Below are 21,448 nucleotides of genomic sequence, written 5' to 3'. Positions count from 1 at the left end.
TTAATATATAGTAAACAGTGAAATGTTAGTGACAAATATTTATAGCAATTAAATTTTGAATTTTTAAACTTACACTGAAACCAATGTATAATAGAAACTAAGATAAAAACGAAAGGGGAGATAAGCTTGAAACAGGGACATCAGATTATAAAGGACTTAACAGTTGCGAATTGGATGATAAACAAATGGATATATGTTCTTTCCACTAATTCTATGAAAGAAGCTGCCAAATTTTTTAATAAGATAGATGCAGACTTTATTACAGTAATAGATAATGGCAAGCCAATTGGAATCATTACAGGTAAATCAATTGTACAAGCTTTTTTAGATCATGGAGAAAATATGCCAGTTACTGAATACATGTCTCGAAATCATTTTCAACTTGTTCATGCTGATCAATTTATTATAGACGTGTGTAAACTTCCGACATCCAATTGTTTAGTAGTGGACGATGAACATAGATTAATAGGGATACTAACCTCTAATGAGATTCAACGGGGATTAGTACACTATATAAATGAATTAGATCAATCATTTCATTCTGCAGAGATCGTAGAGGTTATTCTCGAAAGTGCCTATGAGGGTGTGGCAATGGTAGATAGAAACGGAATAATAGTCGAATTTAATGAAGCCTATAGTCGTTTTACTGGAGTCGATAAAAAGGATGCAATTGGACATCCGGTTCAAGAAGTAATTGAAAATACAAATCTTCATCGTACAGTGAAAACAGGAATAGCAGAACGTGGTGTAATTCAATACATACAGGGACAGCCAATGGTAGTACACCGAATCCCGGTATGGAGGAATGGAGAATTAGTAGGTGCGATTGGAATGCTGATATTTGAAGGAGTAACGGAACTATATCAAATCTATGATCGTTACCAAGAGAAAAAACAAAAAATGAAAAACGAAAAGTATCCAAAGAAAGAAATTAGTCATCAATTGCAGAGCGATAATTATTTGGAACAAATTATCGGCCAAAGTGAAGAGTTAGCTAAATTAAAACGGATGACAAGAAAAGTTGCCCAGACAGAGGCAACTGTATTAATAACAGGGGATAGCGGGACAGGAAAAGAACTATTTGCAAAGAGTATTCACCATTTGAGTGATTATAAATCTGGACCATTTGTTTGTGTGAATTGTGGGGCAATACCTGAGCAGTTGTTTGAATCTGAGTTATTTGGTTATGAAGATGGCTCATTTACGGGTGCAAAACGAGGAGGAAAAATAGGGAAATTTAAACTTGCGGACAATGGAACGTTATTTCTTGATGAAATTGGAGAAATGCCTCTTACCATGCAGACGAAATTACTAAGAGTAATCCAAGAAAAAGAGTATGAAAAAGTAGGTGGATTGATAAAGCAACCATTAAAAGCAAGAGTAGTTGCTGCTACAAATCGTAATTTGAAAGTGATGGTAGAGAAGGGTACCTTTAGAGAAGATTTATATTATCGCATTAATGTAATCGAATTACATATTCCTCCTCTTCGAAAAAGAGAAAGAGATATTCCATTACTTATATCTTCTTATCTACTAACGATTTGTAAAAAGTATAACATACAGAAAAAAGATATAACGGCAGAAGCGATAGGAGTACTAATGAAATATAAGTGGTATGGAAATATTCGAGAGCTTATTAATACAATAGAAAAGCTTGTCATATTAACTGAGGGTGACATGATCCACTATCATCATCTCCCAAACTATATGAAAAGAGAAGAGTTTACGATAGATAATCAGTTATCACCCATGCATCAAGTCAAACACCAAGAACATATGAGAGAAAGTGAGTTAATAAAAATTACATTAGAACAAACTGGTGGGAATAAAACCAAAACGGCTCAGAAATTAGGTATACATCGAACCACGCTCTATCAAAAATTAAAGAAGTTTGGTATTGAGATGTAGTGTAGATAAATTCCTACACAACACTACAATAGTGTAGTGTTTTCCCTACACCTTTTTTGTTAGTCATTGGCATGGAAGTCATTATTATTTGGCATGATTTTTGCATAGTAATGAGAGAAAGGAAAAAGGGGAGGGAAGAGAGAATGCAAGAGTATGCAGTTTTTCGTACGCCGGAGACAATAAATTATGGGAGAAATGCGTTTGAAAAGATAGGGGTAGAAGCAGCAGCACGTGGCCATAAGGCAATTATTATTACCGATAAAATAATGGAAAAGTTGGGGTATGTAAGTGAATGTAGAGATTTACTTTGTAAGGAAGAAATTGAAAGCGCTGTCTATTTAGGGGTTGAATCCGAGCCCACAGATAAATATGTGGAAGAAGCATTGCAATTATTAAAGAGCGAACAATGTGATGTTGTTATTTCCCTAGGTGGAGGAAGTTGTATCGATACAGCAAAAGCAATTGCAGTGATTGCAACGAATGGTGGCTATATTGGGGATTATATGGGAATGAAAAAATTAGCAGAACTACCACCTTTACCACATATATCCATTCCGACAACAGCCGGTACTGGTTCAGAAGCGACCGATGCTACGATAATTACAAACACGAGTAATAATGTAAAGATGATGATTAAACAACCAGTTTTTATGCCAAATGTTGCTATTGTGGATCCATTATTATCGTTATCTTCTCCGAAATCCGTTACGGCGGCGACTGGAATCGATGCATTAAGTCATGCAATTGAGGCATATATCTCTCGAAAAGCTCAACCGATGACAGATATGTTAGCGCTTTCTTCGGTGGAAAAAATTGTAAACAGTTTAAAAAGTGCATATGAGAATGGAGACGATGTTCTAGCAAGAGAAGAGATGTCTATAGGTTCTCTACAAGCAGGTATGTCTTTTACGAACGCTTCTGTTTGTCTTGTCCATGGAATGTCGAGGCCAATCGGTGCTTTGTTTCATGTTCCACATGGTTTTTCCAATGCCATGTTACTTCCTGCTGTGCTTGAGTTTAGTAAAGAACATTGTGTGAAGCGGCTTGCGGATTTAGGAAAGTTTTTTGAACCTGATCTTTCGGGAGTATCTGATAAAGAGGCAGCAGATATTGCAGTAGAGTCGGTGAAAGAGTTGTGTTTTGATCTAAATATTCCAAACTTTGAAGGTTGGGGGATTAATCAATCGGAGTTTCAACAAGTGATCAGCAAAATGGCAGTGGATGCATTAGCGAGTGGCAGCCCGGAGAACAATCCGAGAATACCTACAAGACAAGAAATAGAGAAACTGTATCAAACTTGTTATAGCTATCAATTTTCATCACATAAGTCGGTAAGTAATTAAACCGAGAACAGGGGGAGAAATGATGGAATTTCTAGGTATGATTGGATTATTGGTATCACTAATAGTTTTAATTTACCTTACAATGAAAGGTGTAAATATCATCATTGGAGCTATTATTAGTTCAGTGATCGTAGCACTAACAGGGGGATTAAGATTTGATATTGCCTTAATGGATAATTATATGACCGGATTTACGGGCTATTTTGCGTCATGGTTTTTTGTTTTCTTATTAGGCGCAATATTTGGTAAAATAATGCAAGAGACGAAATCAGCGGATAGTATTGCTCAATGGATTAAAAAGCTATTGGGACCAAAACGAGCAGTATTTGCAGTTGTAGCTGCTGCAGCTATTATGACATACGGAGGTGTGAGTTTATTTGTAGTGGGGTTTGCTGTATATCCTATCGCTGTCTCTTTATTTCGATCAGCAAATTTACCACACCGATTCATTCCTGCGGCTCTCGTTTTCGGTTCTATATCATTTACGATGACTGCACCTGGTTCACCAGAAATTCAAAATATTATACCTACTGAATTTTTTGGCACTACTCCAACAGCAGGCGGATGGATTGGTGTCGTATGTGCACTGTTGATAATGACTTTAGGTGGTTTATGGCTAGGTTCTATGGTGAAAAAAGCTATTGCCAAAGGAGAAACCTTCTCTTTGCCAAATGGAGGGCGAGAGGAATCAGCTGCAAGTATGGAAGCTAATCTTGCACAACAGGAATCTGATCCGAAAAAAGAGGACTTGCCAAATATCATTATTTCCAGTATTCCACTTGTATTAGTCATTGTGCTTTTAAATGTATTAGGACAATTTATGAACCCAACAATTGCATTATTAATCGCTTTATTAGTAGGTATCACAGTTGCATGTTTGACAATGCTTCGTTTTCTTACTGAATTTTGGAACTCACTTGCAACGGGAGCGCAAAATGCGTTAGTAGCTTTAGCTAATACTTGTGCCGTAGTAGGATTTGGGAGTGTTGCTGCTCAAGTATCAGCATTTGATTCGTTAATCACTGGTTTGGTGAATTTACCTGGACCGCCATTGATTGGTTTAGCTATAGGTGTAACTGTCATTTGTGCTATTACAGGGTCTGCTTCAGGCGGATTAGGAATCGCGTTGCCTATCCTAGCTCCTATTTATTTAGCACAAGGGTTAGATCCAGGATCGATGCATCGTATATCCGCTCTAGCTTCAGGAGGATTGGATTCTCTTCCGCACAATGGGTATGTTGTAACCACAGTTCGTGCGATATGTGGAGAATCACATGGAAGGGCGTATAAACCAATTTTAATGGTGAGTGTAATTTTACCTACTATTGTGTTAGCGTTGGCAGTTATTTTGTACACCATATTTTAAATTTACTTAGGAGGGCTTTATATGACACAAACTACAGTAAAAATCGTTAAAAACTATATTGGTGGAGAATGGATTGACTCTCGTACAGAAAAAACAGAGGATGTCTTCAATCCAGCGACAGGAGAAGTAATTGCACAAGTGCCAATTTCAACAAGTGAAGATGTAAACAATGCGATAGAGGTGGCAAATGAAGCATTTAAGACTTGGAAGGAAGTACCTGTTCCAAAACGGGCTCGAATCTTATTTAAATATCAACAATTACTCGTAGAACATTGGGATGAGCTAGCGCAATTAATTACGGTGGAAAACGGAAAAAATTACACAGAAGCGTATGGTGAAGTACAACGTGGAATTGAAAATGTAGAATTTGCGACTGGAGCCCCATCATTAATGATGGGAGAACAGCTACCCTCAATTGCAACTGATTTAGAATCCGGTGTATATCGTTACCCAATTGGGGTCATTGGCGGAATTACACCGTTTAATTTTCCAATGATGGTACCGTGCTGGATGTTTCCGATGGCGATTGCTACCGGGAATACCTTTGTAATGAAACCATCTGAGCGTACGCCATTATTAGCGAACCGTTTGGCAGAACTTCTAGAAGAAGCAGGACTTCCAAAAGGAGTATTCAATATAGTACATGGTGCTCATGATGTCGTAAATGGATTACTTGATCATAAAAAAGTTGCTGCTATTTCCTTTGTTGGCTCTCAGCCAGTAGCCGAATACGTATATAAACGAGGAACAGAGAATTTAAAACGTGTACAGGCACTCGCAGGAGCAAAAAATCACTCGATTGTACTAAATGATGCCAACCTTGAAAATGCGACAACTCAAATATTGAATGCAGCATTCGGTTCTGCAGGAGAAAGATGTATGGCTGCATCTGTAGTAGCAGTTGAAGAAGAGGTTGCTGATGAGTTTGTTGCTTTATTAACGCAGAAAGCGAATGAAATAAAAATTGGAAATGGGTTAGATGAAGGGGTATTCCTTGGACCGGTAATCCGTGATAAACATAAGGAACGTACGTTACAATATATTCATTCTGGTGAGGAAGAAGGTGCAAATCTTGTTCGGGATGGTCGTACAGATGAAGCAGCTAAGCAAGAAGGTTATTTTGTCGGACCAACCATATTTGATCATGTAACTTCAGAAATGAAAATTTGGCAAGATGAAATTTTCGCTCCAGTGTTGTCAATTGCCCGTGTGAATAATTTAGAGGAAGGTGTAGATTTAGCAAACGAATCTAGATTTGCAAATGGGGCATGTATCTTTACAAGAGATGGGGGAAGCGTGCGTAGATTTAGAGAGACTATCGATGCTGGCATGCTTGGTGTAAATATTGGTGTTCCTGCACCAATGGCATTCTTCCCATTCTCTGGTTGGAAAGATTCATTCTATGGGGATTTACATGCAAACGGAAAAGATGGATTACAATTTTATACACGTAAAAAAGTACTTACTACCAAATGGGTGTAGGTATACAAAGTAAAAAATTTAGAAGTAGTAAGTGTTAGGAATAGAATATGAGTTAATTCCTACTTAAGAGTTTCTTGGCTGTTAGGATAGTGATTTTCTTTTCCAAATTAGTTAAGGTTGTGGATATAAAAACAACTCATAAATTTAGCAGCATTCTATCAATAAAGAGAGGAGGTTGGGACAAAAGTAATTGGTTTTGAAAAGCCGCTTCAGAAATATACTGCGCTTATCTTAAGGCGGCTGGCGAGCCTCCGGATGCTTATGCATCGGGGGATGCTCGTCTAGGCCTCTTTCCCATAGGACAAGGAAGACCTCGAAAGCATTGCATCGCATGGAGAAAATCGATTTTTGATTTTCAAGGAGTCTCCGTATATTTCTTACGCTTATTCTAGTATATTCTATTTTTTGACTAAAACTTTTTGTTATGTCCCAACCTGTTCTATTAATGGAATAAACCTGATTCTCGTGATTTTTTTGCTAGTTTTCTCGTATGTTTGTTAATGGGTTGCTTAAAGAATGCTCCTAAAGCAAAGAAAACAGAACCAAATAAGGCTAACACAAGCATATCTTTGATTGCTTTACTCCAGATAATTCCGCCGACAGCTTCACGTAATAAGTCGATTGCATACGTAAATGGCAAGAATGGATTGATTGTCTGGAAGAACTCGGGTAATAGCATCGCAGGGTATGTTCCTCCAGAACCGGCAATCTGTAATACAAGAAAAACAATTACCATTGCTTTTCCAACATCTCCAAATACAGAGACAAGCGTGTAAATAATCGTAATGAAAATGAAACTAATGAATAGCCCAAACAAAATAAACCATCCTGGATGTGCCATTTCTACTCCAAGAATAAAAATATCTCCAAATGTAATAATGATGGTTTGAATAATCCCAATAAGTAAGAAAGTCATCAACTTTCCAAAATACTCTTGACGTAACGTAAACTCCGAAACATGGTGAACTTCGGTGGACAACAGTGAAATTAATAATAGACCGCCAACCCAAATAGCGAGAACAGTATAGAATGGAGTCATACCCGCACCATAATTCGCAATTGGGAATACTTGAGTCTCATCCAATGTTACTGGTTCTTGGAAAAAGCTTTGCTCTGCCTCAGGATCATTCTGGAGTAAATCAATAATTTCCTGTAAATCGGCTTCATCTTGTATTTCACGGACGCGATCCGCTAATTCATTTACTTTCGTATTTACATAAGGGAATTCACCGAGTACGGTATTAATCGTATCCGTTCCTTCTTGTAGATTCCCATCCGTAGAAGCAAGAATAGATTCGACTTCTGGGATGGTTGATTGAATATCAACCAGTATTCCTCTTGCCTCTTGTAACGTCCCTTGAGCCTCATCAACTGTTTGACGTACCGTTGGTTCAATTGTATCCGTATATTCAACAACAAAGGCATCTACTTGTTCATTAACCGTTTGCGAACGTTCTTTTAAATCATTGAGTAAAGTGGATACTTCGTCTTCTGTATTCTGCAACACGGTGTTAATTTCATTGGCATCTGTTTGAACGTTCTCTAATGATTCTCTTAATGATACAATCTGATCAAGTGAATCTTGAATTTGTTCGTATTCTGGTTGTTCAGGATCAAGCTGTTCTTGTACTTGATTTAGAGCATCTTCTATCGTTGTAAGACGCTCTAATCCATCATTAATTTGTGTGTCGACTTGTTCCACGATTGCATTACCACTGCCAAAATCGATATTAGAATCTTGAACATCTTGTAAGAAATCATTTGTTGATTGTGTTACTTGCTGTATCGTCTCTAAATCTTCTTGGATTTGCGGAGCCATTTCGTTTAAACGCCCCTCTGCATTATCAAGAAATGCTATCGTATTATCAATTGTATTTAGTCCATCATTTGTTGTTTCTTCTGCACGAGGAATTAATCCTTGTGCCTCATTAATTAAATCAGCAGCATTCTCTGCATCTGTTAATGTACTTGTTAATAGTTCTTCAATTTCAGGTAAACTTTCTTCAACATTAAATAAGTACTCTTCAAATCGTTCAATGTCAGGTAGATCATTTTCTAGTTGCACACCAATTTGATTAAATAAATCAAAAATAACGCCATTCACCGTCGATACAAACTGACTGCTTACATTATCAACAATCGTGCTTGCGCCACGGTTGGTCATTTGTGGGGTAATTGCGTTTACCTTTTCATTTACGTAGTATTCTACATTTGCTTTTTCTGGATTTCCGGTAGTAACCGTTCCTAGCTTTTCGGAAAAATCTTCTGGGATAATTATCACTGCGTAATAGTCCCCGTTTTCAATATGTTCCATCGCACCTTCGCGGTTATCAAATTGCCAATTCATGGAGTTATCCTCTTTTAAGGTAGATATAAGCTCGTCTCCAACATGTATGTCTTCTCCACGCACTTCTGCGCCGACATCTTCATTTACAATACCAACCGGTACTTCATCGACTTGACTGTAAGGGTCCCAAGCAGCTTTAATATTTAGCCAAGCGTATAAGGACGGTAAAATCAATAAACCGCCTAGAATAATAAGTGCAACCCAATTCGTACCTGTTTTACGAACATCCGTCGAAAAAATATTCCATATGTTCTTCATTTTATGACTTCCTATCAAGTTAATTTGTTCATACGATTATCACTATAACAAACTTTATTATACGAAAACTAGTAAGTACTCGGAAATATTTTTTGATAGCCTTTTCATTTTAACTTGTGAACGATAGTTCGATATATAACAAAAAAAAGCCCTTTTTATTTAACAAGGGCTTATCATCACTGTATTATTGTATAGAACATTTCTGATACTATACTTTAAAAAGTTGTTGATAAAGATTAGTAATATGGTCCGTCATAATAATAAGGTCCTGGCCCATAACCTGGTGGATATGGTCCGTATCCCCATGGAGGTCCTGGTGGTCCTGGAGGCCCCGGCGGCCCAGGAGGTCCTGGTGGCCCATAATATCCAGGTCCAGGGAATAGGGCACTACCTAATAATCCTCCAGCTAATCCACCAACAAATGGCGCTAACCAGATGAAGCGTTCACCGTCATGAATAGGAGCACCATTTTCTATACGATAACTCTGATAATAGCCATAAGGTGCGTTCCAATTATAAGCATTCGTGTGATAAGGCACAAGTTGCTGCTCTTGGTGTACTACTTGATCTTCATGAAAATCATTATTCATATGCATCCCTCTTTTCTACAATCCTATATAGCAACATATGCAGTACAGTGGCCTAATGTTAAATTGGTTGTTTTATTATGTTGTAAAAGTAAACATTTGTAGTGTTGTAAAATTTCTTGTTCACACTGGTAATTATTCATTAAATATCTACCATAAAATTCGATAAACTACATTCATAAACATTTTGACAACACAATTTATTTTAAGTAGAGTTTTGTTATAATTACAAAAGCGAAAGAAGGTGCAATCTTGAAAGGAATAAATATCATACTAATTATTTTATTTTCTATCTTGTTATTAAGTGCATGTGGTAGTTCCAGTGAAGATGGGACAGACAAAAATGAAAATGGAAAGAGTACCAGCGATGATGAAAGGTGGGAAGAAATTAATACTGATGGGGAGATTGTTGTTGGGACGTCGGGTACATTATTTCCTGCATCGTATTATGAAGGTGATACTTTAACTGGATTTGATGTTGAAGTCATGCGGGAGTTAGCCAAAAGATTGGACTTGGATATTACTTTTGAAACAATGGGCGTTGATAGTATGCTTTCAGCAATTCAAAGTGGAAGAATTGATGTTGCTGCCAATCAAATTGAGTCAACAGAGAAACGAAAGAAAGAATTTAATTTCAGTGAACCATATAAATATTCTTATACTACCATGGTAGTTCGTAAAGATGATAATTCTGAAATTAATTCATTAGAAGATTTGCAAGGGAAGAAAGCTGGTGGTGGAGCAACAACAGTCTATAGCCAAATTGCAGAACATTTTGGAGCGGAAGTTGTTACTTACGGAAACGCACCAAATGAAGCATATTTACGTGATGTACATAACGGTAGAACAGATGTAGTAATCAATGATTATTATCTGCAGAAATTTGGTATCGCCGAGTTCCCTGAATTTGATATCCATTTACATCCTGAATTACGATTTAGAACAACGGAGCAATCTATAGTAATCCCAAAAGGTGAAACTCAGCTAACAACTGAAATAAATCAAGTTCTTAAAGAAATGCGTAATGATGGAACACTCTCTGATTTGGCAATTCAGTATTTTGAGGAAGACGCATCTAAAAAGCCTAATCTAGAAATGGAGGAAATAGAGGGTCTAGATCTATAACAAATGGTTTTGTGAAAAAGGTCACCATGGTAGTCTTTTCCCTATTTAAAATTTAAGATTGAAGGATCTGAATAAGCACAAAGTTCCAAAACAAGCAAAAAGATTCCAGTTATCTTTTGAATCAGATACTGGAATCTTTTTATTAGTCTTACTTGAAATGCTACGGAATTCGATAATTATCTTCTTACAGCGCGCATAATTAAGCTAACAATAAAGATTAGAATGATTGCACCGATTAATGCCGGAACAATAAAGAACCCGCCGATTTCTGGTCCCCAACTTCCTAAAATAAATGAACCTAACCATGCACCAACAAATCCTGCTAATATATTTCCAATTATACCACCTGGTAAATCTTTTCCAACAATCAAGCTAGCAATCCAACCAAGTATACCACCTATGATTAAACTCCAAATAAAACTTAACATGTGTATCATTCCTTTCTTGAGATGTTATTACTAATAACTATATATCCTATTTATTGAATGTTTAAACCAACATGAAGAATTTTGGTTTGTACAATAGTATGACTAAATAATAGAAATATATGTAAAAAAACAGTAAAAATTAGCAAAAACTTATTTTTTATAACTACATCCAAAGTGTCATTTTAGTTGTTTAAAACAAATTAAATCCATAAAACATTAAATAACAGAAATATTTCAATATTCCATCTTCCGTATATTCTATTTATTTTATGATCGTCACACCGAAAATAAGTAGAGGGATACAAAATAATTTCTATTTTGTATAAATAAAGGAGATGCTATAGTGAAAAAATTATTTAAGAAGAAAGGCATACGTTTTAAGCTAATATTGGCATTTGCAGGGTTTTTATTAATACCGGGTTATATTATTGGTGTGCTAACATATTTTAGCTCTGTGGATCAGATTGAAGGTCAATTGAAAACAAGGATTAATGAGAATATAGATATAATAAATAGAACAATAGATAATACAATGGAATCGAAAGTACATGATGTACAAATCTTTGCAGACAATATGAATGATTCCATGTATGAAAATGAAAGTGAAGAAGTATTTCAACAGTTTTCACAATATGTGGAGTTACATCCAGAAGCAGCGAGTATATATGTTGGTACAGAAGAAGGAGAATTTATACAAGAACCTCAATTGGTTCAAGATAGCAATTATGATCCAAGAGAACGTCCTTGGTACATAGCATCCATGGAAAATACGAATGATGTTATCATTTCTGATCCTTATATCGGTGTAGGAGAAGGAAAGTTGGTAGTAACTGTATCGAAAGCTATTGAAGATGGTTCAGGAGTTGTAGCAGTAGATTTAAGTTTTGATTTTATCGAAGAAATTGCTTCTGGTATAGACATTGGCAATAATGGTTATGCGTTTCTTCTCGATCAACAACAAAATGTGATTTATCATCCAGAACTAGATAAAGGAACAAAGGCAGAAGAAGAAATATATAGCAAACTTTATGAAAGCACAAATGATGAATTTTCCTACTCTTCTCAAGGTATAAATAAGTTTGTTTATTTTGCGACAAACGATCTAACAGGTTGGAAACTCGGGGGGACAATGGATCAAGATGAAGTACAAGATGCAGCATTATCTGTATTTTTCACGACAGTAATTGTAATTGTTGCTTCACTGATAATAGGCGGAGTCTTAATTTTCTTAGTTATACGTTCCATATTGAAACCAATTCGTGAGTTGAAAGAAAAAGCACTTATCATCAGTACTGGGGATTTGACTCAGGCAATTGATGTAAAAACAACAGATGAAATAGGGCAATTAGGTAGTGCATTCAATCAAATGCAAGATGGTTTAAGAGAATTAATTCATGATGTGGAATTTAATGCACAACAAGTAGCTGCTTCTGCAGAAGAATTAAATGCCAATGCAGATCAGATGACCAGCACAACCGAACAAGTTTCATCAGCAATTCAAGAAATATCTTCTAGTGCTGAACATCAATTACATGGTACGGAAGAAAGTGCCAATTCATTGGAAGAAGTATCAACAGGAGTAGAAAAAATTGTTGATAGTGCAACATCGGTATCCGGATATGTGGAAGAAATGAACAGTCAAGCAGAGGTTGGTGGACAAGCGGTACACAATACTTTAGAACAAATGAATGCAATTCAGGAGTCTGTTAATAACTCTAATCAAATGATTGAGTCTTTATTAGAACGTTCCAAAGAAGTAACTACAATCCTAAGCGCGATTACGGATATCTCGGAGCAAACCAATCTTTTAGCACTTAATGCGGCAATTGAAGCAGCAAGAGCTGGAGAGCATGGAAGAGGGTTTGCTGTTGTCGCAGATGAAGTACGTAAACTAGCGGAACAATCGCAGAGTTCTGCGAATGACATTAATGTAATTCTTGAAGGAATTCAACATGATATCCAAACTACAGTGGAGGGAATGTCACTCGTAACGGATAAGGTTTCTTCTGGAGTAGAAGTTTCTTATGATGCAATTGATAAATTTGGACAAATTATGCAGACAAGTATTAAAATTCGGCCACAAGTAGAAGAAGTAACAGCCATCTCTGAAGAAATGGCTGCAGCAGTGCAACAAGTCACTGCAACGGCGAATGATTTAGCTAATATTGCAAGAAGTAACGCAGCATCATCGGAAGAAGTTGCAGCTTCAACAGAAGAACAACTTGCATCCATGGAGGAAATCTCTGCATCAGCTAAATCTTTAACAGATATGGCAGAAGAGTTAACCGAAAAAATCGCAAAATATAACTATTAACGTATAGCACAAAAAAGACAGGAGATTATGATGGAAACACGGACGATGAAAGACTATCCGTATTACCATGTTAAGCTCCTGTCTTTTTGTAATAAGTGAGTCAATTTCATAATTGCTAAGTTGAATCTGAAATATTTTTTAGTGTGATTATATTTAATGTTCGGATTATAGCAATAATTTGGCTTTGATTGTAATGGAAGACGGCGACTCCTGCTCAGAATAACGATCTGAAGATCCATTTGAAAAGTGTTCTTCTTTTCAAGTTAGCTGAAGCCGTGCCTGTGGAAAGCGTCCGTCTGCAAAGAATATCAAAACAGTGAACATTGGGATTTCACATAAAATATCTTATTATGAAATTGATTAATGTATTTTAATCAGGAAAGATGATTGCATTATAATTTTTACAAATTTCGACTAACATCTCTTTGGGTATGTTCTTGCAAAGCGTGCGTGAGTTCATTTAATAGACTGTCTAGCGTTTGTGATAGATGAAGTACATAAGGATCTTTGGGATTACGTTCATATGCTGCATACATTTCTCTTCGTGTAGCTTCTACTTGCTGATTTAACTTGTCTACTTTGGTCATCATTGCACGCCCTCTCCAATTATCAACTTCTTGCTGCTGGATACGGCAAGAACTAAAGAATGTCAAATACACCATAGACAAAACAATTTACAATCAATAGTTCTTATTACCTATTGTAATATTGTTTAAATATTTTGTCAATATAAGTAAAAAATGAAAGAATATACGGTTTTATTTTGATTGTAGGTAACCGTTATCTGCAATTATGGGTCAACTAACTCGGAAAACACTTCTTCAAGTGATTGCTTATGCTACAACTGAAGAAGTCACCATTTTTCATTACAAATAGATATGTAATTATATATTTGGTTTTAAATGAAAAAAGGAATTAAGGAATCTTGAATTTAAATCATTATACATGAATAGTGATTCAGTTGTGAAGGGAACGAAGTACTAAATCGTTTTACTATTTAATGGCAACATGTTAGTTAAAGAATTCAAACACATAAGAAAAAAATTTTTTATAAAAACTATTAAACCTTTTATCAGTTTATCCGATATAGTAAATAGATCATCAAAGAGATGATTGGTTAGGGCCTTAACGTTAAAGAAAGACATGTGTTTGAGGGGGAAGCTCAAGCAAGTCGCAATTAGTTTCGGTTTACTTTGATATTGACCTAAATGGTTAATATAGATTATCAGGACACAAGGATGTGACCTGAAAAAAACAACTACATGGAGGTAGAAAATTATGATTATCAATCACAACATTTCTGCTCTTAATGCGCATCGCCAATTAGGAGCAAATCAAAACGGAGTTCAAGGATCTTTAGAAAAACTTTCTTCAGGTCTTCAAATCAACAAAGCTGGAGATGACGCTGCAGGTCTAGCAATCTCTGAAAAAATGCGTGGACAAATTCGTGGTCTAGAAATGGCTACTAAAAACGCACAAGATGGTATTTCTTTAATTCAAACTGCTGAAGGTGCATTGAATGAAACTCATTCTATCCTTCAACGTATGCGTGAACTAACAGTTCAAGCTGGAAACACTGGAACTCAAGAACCAGAAGATTTACAAGCTATTCAAGATGAGATCACTGCCTTAAAAGAAGAAATTGGTGGAATTGAAGACGGAAGTAAAGGTATTGCTGATAGAACGCAATTTAATGGTAAAGATTTATTAGATGGTAGCTTTGCAGATACTGATTTAGTATTTCAAATCGGAGCTAATGGTGGACAACAACTTACAGTTAACATTGCAGATATGAGAGCAACTGCTTTAGGATCTGAAGATGGAACAGATGGTGATGGAAATGCAGTAACAGGTTTAAAAATAAGCGAAATTGATATAACAGATTTTGAAACTAATGATTTCGAAACACAGTTAAACGCTATTGATGCTGCAATTACACAGGTGTCAACTCAACGTAGTAGCTTAGGTGCAGTACAAAATCGTTTAGAGCACACTATCAACAACCTAGGAGCTTCTTCAGAGAACTTAACTGCTGCAGAATCTCGTATCCGTGACGTTGATATGGCAAAAGAAATGATGGAGTTCACGAAAGGTAACATTCTTTCTCAAGCTGCTCAATCAATGCTTGCTCAAGCTAACCAACAACCACAAGGTGTATTACAATTACTTCAATAATATAATCTTGTTATAAAGACTCTACTTTTCTAGTAGGGTCTTTTCTTTTAAGTAGAAATATTGAACAGACGAGGTGACAATTGATGGATATAGCAGGGCTATCTATCGCAATGAGTCAAGCGAATGTACAACAGCAAGTATCTTTTGGACTGATGAATAAGGTAATGGACCAATCGGAACGCCAAGGTTCCAATCTATTAAAAATGCTTGATCAACCAATGCATCCTCATTTAGGTCAATCCATCGACTTAAAAGGATGAAAAATTATTGTATACAGAAAAACATAAAAAAGCGTCTACGAATTTATTCAATATCGTAGACGCTTTGAGTTAATATTATATTGTTTGAGAAGCATAACAAGGCTTTGAGTGAGAAAGACGGCGAATCCAACGGGAAAGCACGAGCAGAAGATCCACTTGGAAAAGTGTACTTATTTTTCTAAGTTAGCTGATGCTGGGCCCGTGGAAAGTGTCCCTCTGCAATGGAAATCAAATAGTACGATCTATGTTTGATATATGGGTATTGTTTTCTTGAAAAAGTAAATTAACACTTCAATTTTCTGCAAAACTTCCTATCTTTCGCTATTCACAAATGCCTAGACGCTTGCTATGATGTGTATAACTTCATATATCTCAAGAGATGACGAGAGAAGATTAAATTTTCCCCTATGTTTTAGGGATTATTTGGTCTTTTCTCTTTTTTTATGAGATATAAATATAGCAAGAGGGGGTTGTCTTATATGAAAAAGATTTTAGTTGTTTGTTTGGTGTTAGGGTTACCATTGTTTCTGCTTACAGCTTGTGCAGATGGGGGAGATAGTGGCGATGGTGATAATGATGGAGGCGATAGTATCACGTTGTATTCACCGGAGACACCTGATTTGACGAAGCAGCTTGCACAGAAATATGAAGAAGTTCACGGTGATAAGGTGAATGTTCATTATGCAGGGACCAATGTATTGGTTAATCAAATGATGGCTGAAAAAGGTAATCCGCAAGCAGACGTCTGGTATGGCGGAGGAGGGATTCTTCCGTTTGAATCCGCAGTTGATAAGGAAATTATTACTTCCTATATTCCAGAAAGTGCTGAAGACTGGGAAGTAATTGAAAACGGTATCAAAATGAAACATCAGGATGGGTATTATACTGGGGTAGAGTTATTCGTACTTGGATTCTCTTATAATACAGATCTGGTTTCTGAAGAAGAAGCACCAAAGACTTGGGAAGATTTGTTGGATCCGAAGTGGGAAGGAAAGATTCAATTTCCGAATCCAGCAGCATCTGGTACATCAACTCTTATGGTACTTAGTTATATGATGCAATACGGTGAAGAAGAGGGATGGGAATATTTTCAAAAACTAAAGGATCAAGCAAATTCAATTCCGGATTCTGGTTCTGCGCCTACAAAAGCTGTAGCGATGGGAGAAGCGCATGTTGCGGTTGGGTTTGATTTTATGGCATATGAACACCAAGCGAATGGAGAGACTGTTGACTTTGTTGTTCCAGATAAAACGCCAATATTGTCTAATCCAATGACACTAGTAAAAGATGGACCAAATCCTGAAGGCGGGCAGAAATTTATGGAGTTTATGCTGAGTGAGGATGCACAGCAAATTCTTGCGGACTGGTATCATATTCCGATTAATCCAGACATAGAATCGAAGACACCTTTGTCCGTTGATAATATTAGTAATCATGCGGTAGAGCTTGATATCGACTGGGTGAATGAAAATTATGATCGAATACGAAATGAATGGAATAGCAAAATTAAGTAAAGGATGATCAATCATGGGGGCAGTTTTTCTAGAGAATGTGCGAAAGGATTTTGGTAAAGTAACGGTACTTAAAAATATAAATTTGGATATTAAAGAGGGTGAGTTTTTCGCTCTCTTAGGTCCATCCGGTTGTGGAAAAACGACGACAATGCGCTGTATTGCTGGTTTTGAAAATCCAACAAGCGGATCAATTAAAATTGGCAATCAAGAAGTAAATCGCTTTGCTCCAAATCAACGAAATTGCGGCATGGTATTCCAGAGTTATGCATTATTTCCACATATGAATGTATTCGATAATGTTGCCTATAGTTTAAATATTAAAGAGTTACGGAAAGGTAATCCATTTAAAAAAATAGCGGTTTATACGCGAATGCTTAATAGTAGGATTGTGAAGTATTCAAAACCAATTGAAGAAAAAGTGATGGGAATTTTAGAATATGTGGAGTTGCAAGATCACGCCCATAAATTAACTGGGGAACTATCTGGTGGACAGCAACAACGGGTAGCCCTGGCAAGAGCATTAATCATGGAACCAGAAGTGTTGTTAATGGATGAACCATTATCAAATCTAGATTTAAAACTTCGGCATACAATGCGGAATACGATTCGACGGATCCAACAAGATTTAAAAATTACGACTATCTTTGTAACCCACGATCAAGAGGAAGCAATGAGCATGGCTGATCGTATAGCGGTGATGAAAGATGGAGAAATTTTACAAGTTGGAACACCAACGGATTTATATAGTCATCCGAAAACATCGTTTATCGCTGACTTTGTAGGTACTTCAAATATTATTATTGGTCAAGTTATCTCTTCAGAATCTGGTAGGACAACGATTCAAATTGGTGACCAAACAGTTCAATCAGCTCAAGAGACTGACGAAAAGGAAGTGCAAGTGATTATTCGGCCAGAAAATATAATTATCATTAAAAATAATGATCAGCATGTATATGATAATCAATTCGAAGGAACCATCCAAATTGCGACCTATTTAGGATCCGTTGTCCGTTATGAGGTCAAGGTGGGAGGGCAGTTACTTATTATTGATACCACATATGAATCTGGAGATAGTATTTTGAAAAATGGTACAGCAGTGCAACTTGGAGTTTTACCTGAGAGGGTGTTATTAATATGAAAAAACTCCGGAAATTCTCAAGCATGACAGCTATCAAATGGTTCATCTACGCATTTTTTCTTTTGTTTTTAATACTACCATTACTTGCAGTATTTTTGGTTAGTTTTACAAATGACCCAATCAACTTATTTGGTTCGTTTATAAATACAGAAACATTGCGCACTACGTTGGAACAATTTCAAAACGGAACGTTGGAAAACTTTAAGGCGATTTTTTCAAATGGGCATTATTTTTCTGGCCTGAAAAATAGCATTCTCTTGTCTTTTATCGTTTCGGTTGCGGTCATTTTACTTTGTGTTCCAATCGCATATGGGATTGCACGGACAAATATGCCATGGAAGAAAACGATAAGTGCATTATGTACGATACCACTCGTTGTACCAACATTTATCTCGGCGTATGCATTTATTATTATGTTTGGACGTTCTGGGTGGGTCACATATATTTATCAAGCACTTGGCGGTGAAGGATTATTTATTGATCCGTATTCGATGACAGGCATTGCTATTGTACAGATCTTTTTCTTCTTTCCATATGCACTGTGGCCAATGGTTGCCGCGTTTAAAATTAGTGATGCTTCCTTAGAAGAAGCTTCCAGGAATATGGGGGCAAAGGGCTGGTTGACTTTTCAGACGGTGACATTTCCTTTAGTGATTCCAGGAATGCTATCGACGTTAATGGTTATTTTTGCGGTCAGTTTTTCCGATTTTGGAACACCAATCATTTTAGCTCCAACGGATTTAAATTTAATTGTTGTGGATGCATATCGAGAAATTGCTGGATTCTTTAATTGGGGTGGAGCTGCTATCTTAACGGTAATTATGATTGCAATTGCTGCCATTGTATACTGGTTACAAAATTTCTTTTTAAAAGGAAGAAATTACGATACGGTTTCTGGAAAACCAAAGCAAATTAAATTAAACAAAAATAGAAAAGTTACGATTCCGTTATCCATTTTTTCTGGATTTGTTGTATTTGTTCCTTTGCTTGCAATGCTTACGGTATTTCTCCAGTCAATTGCGACAACATGGGGGAAAGACCCATTACCAACAGGGTATACACTCGATCATTACAAAACAATTTTTTCCTCATCATTAGGGAATATACAAAACAGTTTAATTTTAGCATTTGGCGCTTTAATCATTAGTGTGGTAGTTGCTGTATTTGTATCGTATTTCGTCGTTAGGCAGAAGTCTACTTCATTGGATTTTATGACGACGATTCCGCTTATTGTTCCCGGGATTGCATTTGGGGTGGCATTAATCCAAACATTTAATGTTGCACCATTACAATTAACAGGAACAGCATTCATTCTGATTGTAGCTTATGCGATAAGAAGGCTGCCATATATGGTGCGATCAACTGTTGGAACAATGAAATCAATAAAAAAAGACATTGAAGAAGCTGCAGTGAATTTAGGTGCTTCTACATTTACTTCTGCCATAACGATTCTTGGACCGTTAATGTTACCGGGAATTGCAGCTGGGTCTATCTTAGTGTTTGTAACGGTGATTAAAGAAACAAGTATATCGATATTAATGGCGCCTGCTGAGTGGGCACCGATGAGTTTGGCTATTTTTCAAAATGTACTGCGCGCGGAGTATTATTCTGCCGCGGCAATGTCGATTATTTTAGTATTAATGGTAGTAACACTGCAAATGATTGCCAATAAAATTTCATCTTCAAGTAAATAGTGTATTTCATCATGGGGAGGAATATTATTGCAAAGGGGATTCATATTTGACTTAGATGGTACGATTTATATTGATAATCAATTAATTCCTGGGGCTTTGGATACCGTACAAAAACTCATTCAACGTGGCGACAAGATTATTTACTTTACGAACAAATCAATCGAAAGTATTGCCACTTATGTACAAAAACTAAGGGCGTTAGGTATCGAAGTACAAGATAATCAAATCGTAAACTCTAATTACCTAGTCGCTCGATATTTAGAGAAGAATATTGCACAACAAGCAAATGTTATGGTCATAGGTGAAAATCCTTTGATTGAAGAAATAGAAAAAATAGGAATAGGATGTACGTGGAATCCAGTAGAAACATCGTATGTTATTATTGGTTGGGATCGAGAGTTCACATATGAAAAGCTCAACCTTGCGTTTCAAGCTTGGAAAAAAGGAGCAACAATCATCGCGACAAATCCTGACCGAACATGTCCAGTCGCAAGTGGTGAAATTCCAGATTGCGGAGCAATGATTGGAGCTTTAGAAGGAGCAACAGGCGAAAAAGTTGAGATGATATTAGGAAAACCTTCTGTTCAAGCGGCGAAATTTATTACACAAGAGTTGATGCGTCTCCCACCTGAGCAATGCTTTATGATAGGAGACCGAATAGAAACAGATATAAAGATGGGCATCGAAAGTGGGATGCATACGGTATTAGTACTTACGGGCATCACAACTAAAGAAATGGTGAACCAGTCACAATACCAGCCTGAATTTATAGTTGATAGTATTCGAGATTTAATAGATGCAACTACAAATCTAAATTCCAAAGGGAAGGATCTCCGGAAGAAATAGCAAGTGCACCGGCTTCAAGTCCATTCATAATTTCTTGTTTTTCACTAATCAATCCACCTGCGATTACTGGTAGGTGGGTTTGTTTTGTAATTTGATCGATAATTTTTGGCATTAATCCGGGGAGTATTTCAATGGCATCTGGACGAACAGAATTTGCGATTTCGACTCCCTTTAATAAAGCATTTTTATCAATTACAAAAATGCGTTGTATGGTCGCTAAATTTTCTTCTTTTGCATATTTAATTAGATTACTTTTTGTAGTGACTATGCCAAGAGGTTTCCATTCTCTAGCAATATATTGGATGGCATTTCTCGAATTGGTTAACCCATCAATAAAATCAAGATGAATAAAGGCCGATTTATTTGCTTCTTTTAATCTATCAATATATTGCTTTGTAGAGAGAAGATTCCCTGTCAATAAAAATATAACATTCGCATTTGAAGTAATCGCATATTGAATATCTTGTTCCTTTTTCACAGAGGCAATAACTTGTGACTGAACAATATCCACAATATGAGCCAATCTATCCCGTCCTTTCTACTAAATTTGTTGAGTAATTATCTGTAAAAAATACAGTTTTGTAATGTTAATATCGTTATCTATATCATATTATTCTATATGGACAGGATTTATTCGGTAGATGGATGTATAAAGCAAGTCAC

17 protein-coding genes are annotated in these 21,448 nt (G+C 36.4%); 12 read left to right on the top strand and 5 right to left on the bottom strand.

Going from position 1 to position 21,448, the window contains the following annotated elements; translation table 11 throughout:
• Positions 1-126 precede the first annotated feature (126 nt).
• The 4 genes from C794_RS14715 (at position 127) to C794_RS14700 (ending at position 6,099) form a co-directional block, all read left to right on the top strand.
• Positions 127-1,908: a sigma 54-interacting transcriptional regulator gene (locus C794_RS14715; RefSeq protein WP_017797917.1), complete on the top strand. Its 1,782-nt coding sequence runs from the start codon at positions 127-129 to the stop codon at positions 1,906-1,908.
• Between the two features lie 143 nt (positions 1,909-2,051).
• The gene (locus C794_RS14710; protein ID WP_017797916.1) at positions 2,052-3,251 is read left to right on the top strand and encodes an iron-containing alcohol dehydrogenase; all 1,200 of its coding nucleotides are present in this window, start codon (positions 2,052-2,054) and stop codon (positions 3,249-3,251) included.
• A gap of 22 nt (positions 3,252-3,273) precedes the next feature.
• Complete coding sequence (locus C794_RS14705; RefSeq protein WP_017797915.1) at positions 3,274-4,617, top strand: GntP family permease; 1,344 nt, start codon at positions 3,274-3,276, stop codon at positions 4,615-4,617.
• A gap of 21 nt (positions 4,618-4,638) precedes the next feature.
• On the top strand, positions 4,639-6,099 hold the full coding sequence (locus C794_RS14700) for a CoA-acylating methylmalonate-semialdehyde dehydrogenase (protein WP_017797914.1): 1,461 nt from the start codon (positions 4,639-4,641) through the stop codon (positions 6,097-6,099).
• Positions 6,100-6,541: 442 nt separating this feature from the next.
• Here the strand turns inward: C794_RS14700 and C794_RS14695 are convergent, their stop codons facing one another.
• Entirely contained in the window at positions 6,542-8,704 is a 2,163-nt protein-coding gene (locus C794_RS14695; RefSeq protein WP_017797913.1) for a YhgE/Pip domain-containing protein, read from the bottom strand.
• A 236-nt stretch (positions 8,705-8,940) separates the two neighbouring features.
• Positions 8,941-9,294 (bottom strand): hypothetical protein, encoded by a 354-nt coding sequence (locus tag C794_RS19905; protein ID WP_017797912.1) that lies wholly within the window; start codon positions 9,292-9,294, stop codon positions 8,941-8,943.
• A 249-nt stretch (positions 9,295-9,543) separates the two neighbouring features.
• On the opposite strand from C794_RS19905, the gene C794_RS14685 reads away from it, so the two are divergent.
• Entirely contained in the window at positions 9,544-10,416 is an 873-nt protein-coding gene (locus C794_RS14685) for a transporter substrate-binding domain-containing protein (RefSeq protein WP_017797911.1), read from the top strand.
• A gap of 176 nt (positions 10,417-10,592) precedes the next feature.
• On the opposite strand, the gene C794_RS14680 is transcribed toward C794_RS14685, so the two are convergent.
• On the bottom strand, positions 10,593-10,844 hold the full coding sequence (locus C794_RS14680) for a GlsB/YeaQ/YmgE family stress response membrane protein (RefSeq protein ID WP_017797910.1): 252 nt from the start codon (positions 10,842-10,844) through the stop codon (positions 10,593-10,595).
• A 343-nt stretch (positions 10,845-11,187) separates the two neighbouring features.
• Between C794_RS14680 and C794_RS14675 the strand changes: the two genes are divergently transcribed.
• Positions 11,188-13,158, top strand: a complete 1,971-nt coding sequence (locus C794_RS14675; protein WP_017797909.1) for a methyl-accepting chemotaxis protein — start codon at positions 11,188-11,190, stop codon at positions 13,156-13,158.
• A gap of 401 nt (positions 13,159-13,559) precedes the next feature.
• On the opposite strand, the gene C794_RS14670 is transcribed toward C794_RS14675, so the two are convergent.
• Positions 13,560-13,748 carry an aspartyl-phosphate phosphatase Spo0E family protein gene (locus tag C794_RS14670; protein WP_017797908.1) on the bottom strand — a complete coding sequence of 63 codons (189 nt, stop codon included), beginning with the start codon at positions 13,746-13,748 and terminating at the stop codon, positions 13,560-13,562.
• 688 nt (positions 13,749-14,436) lie between these two features.
• Between C794_RS14670 and hag the strand changes: the two genes are divergently transcribed.
• The 6 genes from hag (at position 14,437) to C794_RS14640 (ending at position 20,785) form a co-directional block, all read left to right on the top strand.
• Entirely contained in the window at positions 14,437-15,333 is an 897-nt protein-coding gene (gene hag, locus C794_RS14665; protein WP_017797907.1) for a flagellin Hag, read from the top strand.
• 83 nt (positions 15,334-15,416) lie between these two features.
• Complete coding sequence (locus C794_RS20510) at positions 15,417-15,593, top strand: YjfB family protein (RefSeq protein WP_017797906.1); 177 nt, start codon at positions 15,417-15,419, stop codon at positions 15,591-15,593.
• 479 nt (positions 15,594-16,072) lie between these two features.
• A complete protein-coding gene (locus tag C794_RS14655; RefSeq protein ID WP_017797905.1) occupies positions 16,073-17,107 on the top strand; it encodes an ABC transporter substrate-binding protein in 1,035 nt (344 codons plus the stop codon).
• A gap of 13 nt (positions 17,108-17,120) precedes the next feature.
• The gene (locus C794_RS14650; protein WP_017797904.1) at positions 17,121-18,245 is read left to right on the top strand and encodes an ABC transporter ATP-binding protein; all 1,125 of its coding nucleotides are present in this window, start codon (positions 17,121-17,123) and stop codon (positions 18,243-18,245) included.
• Entirely contained in the window at positions 18,242-19,939 is a 1,698-nt protein-coding gene (locus C794_RS14645; RefSeq protein WP_017797903.1) for an ABC transporter permease, read from the top strand. The genes C794_RS14650 and C794_RS14645 overlap by 4 nt, the downstream gene beginning before the upstream one ends.
• 27 nt (positions 19,940-19,966) lie before the next feature.
• On the top strand, positions 19,967-20,785 hold the full coding sequence (locus C794_RS14640) for an HAD-IIA family hydrolase (protein ID WP_017797902.1): 819 nt from the start codon (positions 19,967-19,969) through the stop codon (positions 20,783-20,785).
• Here C794_RS14640 and C794_RS14635 read toward each other — a convergent pair.
• Complete coding sequence (locus C794_RS14635) at positions 20,742-21,308, bottom strand: glycerol-3-phosphate responsive antiterminator (protein ID WP_017797901.1); 567 nt, start codon at positions 21,306-21,308, stop codon at positions 20,742-20,744. The genes C794_RS14640 and C794_RS14635 overlap by 44 nt on opposite strands.
• Positions 21,309-21,448 lie beyond the last annotated feature (140 nt).

It is taken from the genome of Oceanobacillus kimchii X50 (assembly GCF_000340475.1).
GTDB classification, from domain to species: domain Bacteria; phylum Bacillota; class Bacilli; order Bacillales; family Amphibacillaceae; genus Oceanobacillus; species Oceanobacillus kimchii.
This window is presented reverse-complemented; position numbering and strand designations above follow the sequence as displayed.

Coding starts and splice junctions, on each gene's coding strand:
- C794_RS14670 (WP_017797908.1), bottom strand. CDS start 13,748: ATGATGACCAAAGTAGACAAGTTAAATCAGCAAGTAGAAGCTACACGA.
- C794_RS14695 (WP_017797913.1), bottom strand. CDS start 8,704: ATGAAGAACATATGGAATATTTTTTCGACGGATGTTCGTAAAACAGGT.
- C794_RS14680 (WP_017797910.1), bottom strand. CDS start 10,844: ATGTTAAGTTTTATTTGGAGTTTAATCATAGGTGGTATACTTGGTTGG.
- C794_RS14710 (WP_017797916.1), top strand. CDS start 2,052: ATGCAAGAGTATGCAGTTTTTCGTACGCCGGAGACAATAAATTATGGG.
- C794_RS20510 (WP_017797906.1), top strand. CDS start 15,417: ATGGATATAGCAGGGCTATCTATCGCAATGAGTCAAGCGAATGTACAA.
- C794_RS19905 (WP_017797912.1), bottom strand. CDS start 9,294: ATGAATAATGATTTTCATGAAGATCAAGTAGTACACCAAGAGCAGCAA.
- C794_RS14650 (WP_017797904.1), top strand. CDS start 17,121: ATGGGGGCAGTTTTTCTAGAGAATGTGCGAAAGGATTTTGGTAAAGTA.
- C794_RS14700 (WP_017797914.1), top strand. CDS start 4,639: ATGACACAAACTACAGTAAAAATCGTTAAAAACTATATTGGTGGAGAA.
- C794_RS14705 (WP_017797915.1), top strand. CDS start 3,274: ATGGAATTTCTAGGTATGATTGGATTATTGGTATCACTAATAGTTTTA.
- C794_RS14655 (WP_017797905.1), top strand. CDS start 16,073: ATGAAAAAGATTTTAGTTGTTTGTTTGGTGTTAGGGTTACCATTGTTT.
- C794_RS14645 (WP_017797903.1), top strand. CDS start 18,242: ATGAAAAAACTCCGGAAATTCTCAAGCATGACAGCTATCAAATGGTTC.
- hag (WP_017797907.1), top strand. CDS start 14,437: ATGATTATCAATCACAACATTTCTGCTCTTAATGCGCATCGCCAATTA.